Genomic DNA, 8,746 nt, shown 5'->3' on the forward strand with positions numbered 1-8,746 from the left:
TTACGTACGAGGAGCACCATGGCACACGACGACGACACGCAGGCTCTTGACAGGGCCTACCAGCCCTCGCAGGGGCTGGGCGTCGCAGTCAGCGATCCTGCGGAGAACCCGGGACTGCCGCCACACCGTGAGCGGATGACCGACAAGGACCCGCGCGCCGAGAAGGCTGCGGTACGCACGGTCTACACCCTGTTCTACCTGTCGCTCGCGGGCAGCATCTGGGCGGTCGCCGCATACATGCTGTTCCCGATCGAGAGCGGCCTGGCGATCGACATCCGCCACAACAACATGTACATCGGCATCGGCATCGCACTCGCGCTGCTGGCGCTCGGCATCGGCGCGATCCACTGGTCGAAGGCTCTGATGTCCGACAAGGAGTACATCGAGCACCGCCACCCGACCCGAGGCAAGGATGCGACCCGCGCCGGTGCCGTCCAGGCGTTCTCGGAGGCGAACGAGGACTCGGGCTTCGGCCGTCGCGCCGTGATCCGCAATTCGCTGATCGCCGCCGTGGTCGCCTCGATCCTGCCCGGCCTCACCCTGTTCCGCGGCCTCGCCCCGCACAACAATGCGAACGGCAACCCCATCGCGGGTGACCCTGTCGCACTGCTGAAGCACACCATGTGGAAAGAGGGCATGCGCCTGGCGCGTGACCCCGAGGGCACCCCGATCCGTGCGGCCGACGTCACTCTCGGCTCCGCCTTCCACGTGATCCCCGAGCCGCTCGCCGAACTCGGCCACAGCGAGGGATACATGGAGGAGAAGGCCAAGGCCATCGTGCTCCTCATGCGTTTGCGCCCCGAGCAGCTGACCGAGGCCGAGGACCGCAAGGACTGGTCGTACGACGGCATCGTCGCCTACTCCAAGGTCTGCACGCACGTCGGCTGCCCCGTCGCGCTGTACGAGCAGCAGACCCACCACCTGCTGTGCCCGTGCCACCAGTCGCAGTTCGACGTCACGGACCACGCGAAGGTCATCTTCGGCCCGGCCGCCCGGCCGCTGCCCCAGCTGCCCATCACCGTGGATGACGAGGGCTACCTCATCGCACGCAGCGACTTCACCGAACCCGTCGGCCCGAGCTTCTGGGAGCGCCATTGAGCACCGCAACGCTGTCCAAGGACGAGAAGGACACCAAGGCGCCTCTCGGCGGCCGTTTCGTCGGCGCCGCGTCGAACTACATCGATGAGCGCACCAGCCTCTCGGGCTTCGTCAAGGAGCTCGGTCGCAAGATCTTCCCCGACCACTGGTCGTTCATGCTGGGCGAGATCGCGCTCTGGGCGTTCGTGGCCGTCTTCCTGTCTGGAACGTTCCTGACGTTCTTCTTCCAGGCCTCGATGGCACCCACGCATTACACCGGTGCATACGCACCGCTGCGCGGCGTCGAGATGACCGCCGCGTTCGAGTCGGCGCTGCGCATCTCATGGGACATCCGTGGTGGCCTCCTGGTTCGCCAGATCCACCACTGGGCAGCCCTCGTGTTCATCGCGGGCATCGGCATCCACATGCTGCGCGTGTTCTTCACCGGCGCGTTCCGCAAGCCTCGTGAGCTCAACTGGGTGATCGGCTTCGTGCTGTTCGTCCTCGCTCTCGCCGAGGGCTTCACCGGCTACTCACTCCCCGACGACCTGCTCTCGGGCAACGGTCTGCGCATCATCGACGGCATGATCAAGGGTCTGCCGCTGATCGGCACCTGGACCTCGTTCCTCATCTTCGGGGGCGAGTTCCCGGGCGACGACATCGTCGGCCGCCTGTACACGATGCACATCCTGCTGCTGCCGCTTCTGGTGATCGCGTTCATCGGTCTGCACCTGATGCTGATGGTGATCAACAAGCACACCCAGTTCGCGGGCCCCGGCCGCACGAACGACAACGTCGTCGGCTACCCGATGATGCCGGTGTACATGTCGAAGATGGGCGGCTTCTTCTTCATCGTCTTCGGTGTGATCGTGCTGATCGCCTCGTTCTTCCAGATCCTGCCGTTCTGGGATTACGGTCCCTACGACCCTTCCCCGATCTCGGCCGGCACGCAGCCGGACTGGTACATCGGCTTCGCCGACGGCGCACTGCGTCTCGCTCCCCCGCACCTGGATGTCATGATCGGCAACTTCACGCTGTCGCTCGGCATCGTGATCCCGGTGCTGGTCCTCGGGCTGTTCATCGTCGCCGTGGCGATCTACCCGTTCCTCGAGGCGTGGATCACAGGTGACAAGCGCGAGCACCACCTCGCCGACCGCCCGCGCAACGCCCCGACCCGCACCGCGATCGGTGTCGCCGGAGTGATCTTCTACGCGGTGCTGTGGGCTGCGGCCTCGTCCGACCTCATGGCCACGCACTTCATGCTCACCATGGAAGGTGTCATCCACGCCCTGCAGGCGCTGCTGTTCGTCGGACCGATCCTGGGATACTTCGTGACGAAGCGCATCTGCATCGCGCTGCAGAAGAAGGATCGCGAGATCGTGTTGCACGGCTACGAGTCGGGCCGCATCGTCCGCCTCCCCGGCGGCGAGTTCATCGAGGTGCACCAGCCGGTCGACGTGTACGACCGCTGGAAGCTCATCGACTACGCCACCTACGAGCCTCTCGTCGTGCGACCGAACGCCAAGGGTCGCATCCCGTGGCACGAGAACCTGCGCAGCTCGATCTCGCGCTGGTTCTACGAGGACCGCCTGCAGCCGCTCACGCAGGCCGAGATCGCGGCAGCCGACGCGCACCAGCAGCACACGCTGACGCACGACGCCGAGATCGAGGCTGCGGAGATCGCCGGCGCTCACGCGCGTGCCGGTGTGACCTCCGACGCTCAGGTCGCGGAGACCGACCTGCACGTCGATGAGACGCCGAACACCCCGAGCTCGGTGATCGCTCAGGAGCCTGCGAAGAAGCCGCGCAGGAAGAAGTCGGAGGACGGCAAGTAAGCCGCTCTCCCCCACGACTGAGGGCCCGTCCGATTTCGGACGGGCCCTCAGTCGTTCCCGTGGGAGGCTGGTGAGGGCATCCGACTGGCGGACGGATGGCATATCGTCGTCATCCTCGGCAGCGTGGCGCACGCCGCGGAGTAGCCTGTGACCATGATGGATGGACAGGACTTCTTCGCCGCCAAGCTGCAGTACGAGACCGACGCGAGCGACGTCTATGCCGCTCAGAAGGCCGGTACGGCGCTCGTGGTGGTGGATGTGCGTTCGGATGAGGCGTGGGCGCAGGGACGCGTTCCGGGAGCGATCCACATGCACTACAGCGAGATCGCGGATCGCGCCCTCGAGGAGATCTCGTCGGACGCGTCAGTGGTCGTGTACTGCTGGAGCCCCGGCTGCAACGCCGGCGCGAAGGGGGCACTCGAGTTCGCGAAGCTGGGCTACCAGGTGCGCGAGATGATCGGCGGTTTCGAGTACTGGGTACGCGAGGGGTACCCCGTCGAGGATCACGACGGCATCCACCGTCGGCCGATCGACCCGCTCACCGGCGTGCCAAGCGTGCGCACCCGCCCCTGACGACGCACACGACGACCGCCCGGGCACGCAGAAGGGCCCCTGGACGAATCCAGGGGCCCTTCTGCGTGGATCGACGCGTGTCAGCGTGCGAAGTGTCCGCGGTAGTACTCGTACACCCAGCCGACGATCGCGACGACGAAGATCGCCAGGCCGATCGGCAGGAGGAAGTGGCCGACCGCGAGGCCGAGCAGGAATACGGCGGCGGAGCCGGAGAGAACCAGCGGCCACCACGACCAGGGCGAGAACTCGCCGAGCTCGGGGTCACCATCGTCGATGTCCGCAGTCAGGACGTCCTCGGGCAGCTCCCCGCCCTGCGCCTTATAGGTGCGCTGCAAGTAGATGGCGATCATGGCGCCCATGAACGCCACGAACAGCAGGGCCACGGTGCCGACCCACTCCACGTACCCGTGGAAGGGATCGACGAGGTTCCAGACCGTGTAGATGGCGGACGCGATCGTGAAGAAGGTCGCGATGATCCACCAGAGGATGACATTGCTGCGCATGACTTACTTGACCTCTCCCGCTGCGACGCCCACCGGGTGCTCCGCGGCCTCAGGGTGGTTCAGGTCGAATGCCGGGCGCTCGCTGCGGATGCGCGGGATCGACGTGAAGTTGTGACGCGGGGGCGGGCACGAGGTGGCCCACTCGAGCGATGCACCGTATCCCCACGGGTCGTCGACGGTGACCTTCGGGGCCTTGCGTGCGGTGATCCACACGTTGAGGAAGAAGGGCAGCATCGAGGCGCCGAGGATGATGGCACCGATCGTGGAGACCTGGTTGCCCCACTCCCAGTTGTCGTGGGTGGCGTAGTCCGCGTAGCGGCGGGGCATGCCGTCGACGCCCAGCCAGTGCTGCACGAGGAACGTCATGTGGAAGCCGATGAACAGCATCCAGAAGTGGATGTAGCCCAGACGCTCGTTGAGCATGCGACCGGTCCACTTCGGCCACCAGAAGTAGAAGCCCGCGAACATCGCGAACACGACGGTGCCGAACACCACGTAGTGGAAGTGGGCGACGACGAAGTACGAGTCGCTCAGGTGGAAGTCCAGCGGCGGGGCCGCGAGGATCACGCCGGTCAGTCCGCCGAACACGAACGAGACGAGGAAGCCGAGGGCGAAGACCATCGGAGTCTCGAAGGTGATCGAGCCGCGCCACATGGTGCCGATCCAGTTGAAGATCTTCACGCCTGTCGGAACCGCGATGAGCATCGTCATCAGGGCGAAGAACGGCAGCAGCACACCGCCGGTCACGTACATGTGGTGTGCCCACACCGCGACCGAGAGCGAGGCGATCGCGATGGTCGCGTAGACCAGCGTCTTGTATCCGAAGATCGGCTTGCGGCTGAAGACGGGGAAGATCTCGGAGACGATGCCGAAGAACGGCAGCGCGATGATGTAGACCTCAGGGTGGCCGAAGAACCAGAACAGGTGCTGCCACAGCAGCACGCCGCCGTTCGCGACGTCGTAGATGTGCGAGCCGAGCACGCGGTCGGCCGCAGCGGCGAGGATCGCCGCTGCGAGCACGGGGAAGGCCATCAGGATCAGCAGGCTGGTGATCAGCGTGTTCCACGAGAAGATCGGCATGCGCCACATGGTCATGCCGGGCGCGCGCATCGTGATGATCGTGGTGATGAAGTTCACCGCACCGAGGATGGTGCCGAAGCCGGACATCCCGAGGCCGAGCATCCAGAGGTTGCCGCCCACCCCCGGCGAGAACGACGAGTTGGCGAGCGGCTGGTAGGCGAACCATCCGAACGACGCCGCGCCCTGCGGGGTGAGGAAGCCGGCGATCGCCATGACCGAGCCGAACGTGAACAGCCAGAAGGCGAAGGCGTTCAGTCGCGGGAACGCCACATCGGGCGCACCGAGCTGAAGAGGCAGGATCGCGTTGGCGAAGCCGGCGAACAGCGGCGTCGCGAACATCAGCAGCATGATCGTGCCGTGCATCGTGAACAGCTGGTTGTACTGCTCCTTGGTGGGCACGATCTGCATGCCGGGGGCGAAGAGCTCGGCACGGATGATCAGCGCCATCACACCGCCGAGGAGGAAGAACAGCACCGAGGCGATCAGGTACATGTACCCGATCGTCTTGTGGTCGGTGGAGGTCATCCACTTGACGACGATGTTGCCCTTCTGCTCCACGCGGGAGGAGGTGAGCAGGGCTGCCTGACGCGGCGGGAGCGTGGTCGGACGGGAGCCCGGCGCTGTCGTGGGTTCAGCTGTGGTGGTCATGGCTTACTCCTCTTCCCCGGGCTTCGTGCTCGCGCCGTTCCCGGGGAGATTGCTGAGTCGGTCGTAGGCGTCGGTGATGTCGCCCGTGTTGCCCTGGTCGCGCAGGGTCTCGAGGTATGCGTCGTACTCGTCCTGCTCGACGACCTTCACGTTGAAGAGCATCATCGAGTGGTACTCACCGCAGAGCTCGGCGCACTTGCCGTCGTACTCGCCGACGCGCGTGGGGATGAAGGACCAGGAGTTGTCCTTGCCGATGTACATGTCCTTCTTGTACAGGAAGTCGATGATCCAGAAGGAGTGGATCACATCACGCGACTGCAGGTCGATCGTGACCTTCTTGTCGACGGGCAGCACGAGCGTCGGGAGCTTCTCGCGCTCGATGTCGCCGTTCTCATCGGGATCGGCCTGCACGCCCATGGTCCACACGGCGTCGTCGTCACCGCCGTACTGGAAGTCCCACGCCCACTGCTTGGCGATCGCGGTGACCTCGACGTCGGGTTCGTCCCACTGCGTCTCGATGTCGGTCTGGTCGCGCGCGGTGAAGAAGAACATGCCGAGCACGAGGATCAGCGGGATCACCGTGTAGAGGATCTCGATCGGCATGTTGTACCGCAGCTGAACCGGAAGACCGGTCTGGCCGGTGCGCCGGCGGTACATGACGAGGGCCCATCCCATGAGCGCCCACGTGATCACGCCGACGGCAAGCAGAACGACCCACGAGGTGACCCACAGACCGGAGACCGTCTCGGTCTGGTTGGTCGCGGGGGTGCCGTCTTCGACGAAGCCCGGAAGGAATCCATTGAGTTCGGTGGGAGTACATCCCGCCAGGGCCACAGCTGCCGCTGCTCCCAGCGGGAGCGCGGCCCAACGAAGGCGGCGTTTCGAGGGCACGATGCACCTTTCAGATCTCGGACAGGAGCAGATTCAAGTCTAGGGCAACCTCACACGCGATTCATGCCAACCACGCAGGTACGCGTCTCAGTGGAAGCTGTCGCCGCAGGCGCAGCTGCCGGCGGCGTTGGGGTTGTCGATCGTGAAGCCCTGCTCCGAGATGGTGTCCTTGAAATCGATCGACGCACCCTCGAGGTACGGGACGCTCATGTTGTCGATGATGACCTCGACCCCGTCGAAGTCGACGGTCTCGTCGCCCTCGAGGTAGCGCTCGTCGAAGTACAGCTGGTAGATCAGGCCCGAGCACCCGCCGGGCTGCACGGCCACCCGCAGGCGCAGGTCGTCACGGCCCTCCTGCGCGAGCAGGCTCTTCACCTTGAGGGCTGCGGCATCGGTCAGCGAGACGCCGTGCGCGGGGGCGGCGGTGGGCTCTGAGGTCAGGGTGGTGTCGCTCATCTCAACTCCTTGCAACGGGCAGCGCGGTCTCGCTGCTCGTGCACGATTCTACCGCCGCCGGTGTCAGCGTGGCCGATCCGGCGGCGTGACCGCCACGACGGCTCAGGAGTCGGAAGCGCGCTCGTTCATCCTGGCGAGCATCAGGGCCTCGGTGCGCACGGCGTTGCGGAATGTCTCGAGGTGCAGCGACTCGTTCGGGCTGTGCGCGCGGGAGTGCGGGTCCTCGACACCGGTCACGAGGATCTGCGCGCCCGGGAACTCGCGGACGAGGTCGGCGACGAAGGGGATGGATCCGCCCACGCCCAGATCCACGGCGTCGACTCCGTAGCCGTCTCCCATCGCCGCACGGGTGAGCTCGACAGCCCATCCCGAGGTGTCGACGAGGAAGCCGTCGCCGAGGTCCACGTCGGAGAAGGTCAGCTCGGCGCCGAACGGGGTGTGCCGGCGCAGGTGCTGCTCGAGCGCGGCGTAGGCGTCGGTCGCGCTCTGGCCGGGCGCGACCCTGGCGCTGATCACGAGGCTGACCTCGGGAAGCAGGGTGTTGGATGCCTCGGCCACGCTCGTCACGTCCATGCCGGTGATCGTGATGGACGGCTTGTTCCAGATCCGGCCGTAGATGTCGTCGCGACCGATCGCGCTGACCCCGTCCAGGAGGCCGGCCTCGTCGCGCAGAGTCTCCTCGGTGTACTCGGGCGTCTGCGCGTCCCTGCTGGTCATGCCCTCGACGGCGACCGCGCCGTCGGCATCCCACAGCGTCGCGAGGAGCGTGACGGCGGCCATCATGGCATCCGGGACCGCTCCCCCGAACATGCCCGAGTGCGACGCGTGCTCGAGAGTGCGCACGGTGAGCGTGAAGCGGGCGTTGCCGCGCAGCGAGACGGTGAGCCCGGGCGTGCGGGAGTCGAGGTTGCCGGAGTCGGCCACGACGATCGCGTCGGCGCGCAGCGCGTCGGCGTTGTCGCGCAGGAAGCGGGAGAACGAGCGGGAGCCGTACTCCTCCTCCCCCTCGATGAACAGCGAGACGCCGAGGTCGAAGTCGTCGCCGAGCACCTCGGCGACCGCACGAAGCGCGGCGATGTGCGCCATGATGCCCGCCTTGTCGTCCGCAGCACCGCGGCCGTACAGGCGTCCGTCGCGCACCGTCGGCTCGAAGGGCGGGGTCTGCCACAGCTCGTCGGCCCCCGGCGGCTGCACGTCGTGGTGGGCGTACAGCAGGATGGTGGGGCGCCCGTTGCGGGCGGCGCGCGTAGCGAGCACCGCGGGCTGGCCGAGTTCGTCGGTGTCGTCGACGTGCGCACGCAGCACGCGCACGTCGTCGAAGACCCCCGTGCCGCGCGCCAGCTCGGCTACCCAACCGCGCTCGCAGAGCTGTCGCCGGGCGGTCCCTTCCACACGCTCGTGGCCGCCCACACGATCGAGTACGCGCGCCAGCTCGGCTACCGCCTCGGCGGAGCGCTCCAGCTGCGTCTGGTCGAACGCCGGCCACGCGATCCCCGGGATGCGCACCAGCGCCCCCAGATCGGCCAGAGCGGACGGGATGCCGAGGGCCACCGCCTCGAGGAGAGCGGTCTCCGCGGCGGACGAGGCGGGCGATGCAGGGGATGTCATGCGAGTAATCTTAAGGCGAACCCGATTGCGAACTGAGGTCGAACGTGCCCAACCCCCCCCCCGCCGCCGACGACG

General features: G+C 66.6%; 8 protein-coding genes. 3 read left to right on the top strand and 5 right to left on the bottom strand.

Annotation, left to right across the window (positions count from 1 at the left end):
* Nucleotides 1-18: 18 nt before the first annotated feature.
* The 3 genes from RT309_RS02935 to RT309_RS02945 all read left to right on the top strand — a co-directional run bounded on the left by RT309_RS02935 (nt 19) and on the right by RT309_RS02945 (nt 3,485).
* Nucleotides 19-1,098, top strand: a complete 1,080-nt coding sequence (locus RT309_RS02935) for a Rieske 2Fe-2S domain-containing protein (RefSeq protein WP_313355172.1) — start codon at nt 19-21, stop codon at nt 1,096-1,098.
* Nucleotides 1,095-2,912, top strand: a complete 1,818-nt coding sequence (locus RT309_RS02940; protein WP_313355174.1) for a ubiquinol-cytochrome c reductase cytochrome b subunit — start codon at nt 1,095-1,097, stop codon at nt 2,910-2,912. Before RT309_RS02935 ends, RT309_RS02940 begins: the two co-directional genes overlap by 4 nt.
* A gap of 153 nt (nt 2,913-3,065) precedes the next feature.
* The gene (locus RT309_RS02945) at nt 3,066-3,485 is read left to right on the top strand and encodes a rhodanese-like domain-containing protein (RefSeq protein ID WP_313355176.1); all 420 of its coding nucleotides are present in this window, start codon (nt 3,066-3,068) and stop codon (nt 3,483-3,485) included.
* Between the two features lie 80 nt (nt 3,486-3,565).
* Here the strand turns inward: RT309_RS02945 and RT309_RS02950 are convergent, their stop codons facing one another.
* The 5 genes from RT309_RS02950 to RT309_RS02970 form a co-directional block, all read right to left on the bottom strand.
* Entirely contained in the window at nt 3,566-3,988 is a 423-nt protein-coding gene (locus RT309_RS02950; protein ID WP_313355178.1) for a cytochrome c oxidase subunit 4, read from the bottom strand.
* A 3-nt stretch (nt 3,989-3,991) separates the two neighbouring features.
* On the bottom strand, nt 3,992-5,716 hold the full coding sequence (gene ctaD, locus RT309_RS02955) for a cytochrome c oxidase subunit I (RefSeq protein WP_313355180.1): 1,725 nt from the start codon (nt 5,714-5,716) through the stop codon (nt 3,992-3,994).
* Between the two features lie 3 nt (nt 5,717-5,719).
* Nucleotides 5,720-6,607, bottom strand: a complete 888-nt coding sequence (coxB, locus tag RT309_RS02960; RefSeq protein ID WP_313355182.1) for a cytochrome c oxidase subunit II — start codon at nt 6,605-6,607, stop codon at nt 5,720-5,722.
* Between the two features lie 87 nt (nt 6,608-6,694).
* Nucleotides 6,695-7,063, bottom strand: coding sequence for an iron-sulfur cluster insertion protein ErpA (gene erpA, locus RT309_RS02965; RefSeq protein WP_313355184.1), 369 nt, complete (start codon nt 7,061-7,063; stop codon nt 6,695-6,697).
* Between the two features lie 102 nt (nt 7,064-7,165).
* On the bottom strand, nt 7,166-8,671 hold the full coding sequence (locus tag RT309_RS02970) for a dipeptidase (protein ID WP_313355185.1): 1,506 nt from the start codon (nt 8,669-8,671) through the stop codon (nt 7,166-7,168).
* Between the last annotated feature and the right edge of the window lie 75 nt (nt 8,672-8,746).

Origin of the sequence: Microbacterium sp., assembly GCF_032084865.1 — a bacterium.
Taxonomy (GTDB): domain Bacteria; phylum Actinomycetota; class Actinomycetes; order Actinomycetales; family Microbacteriaceae; genus Microbacterium.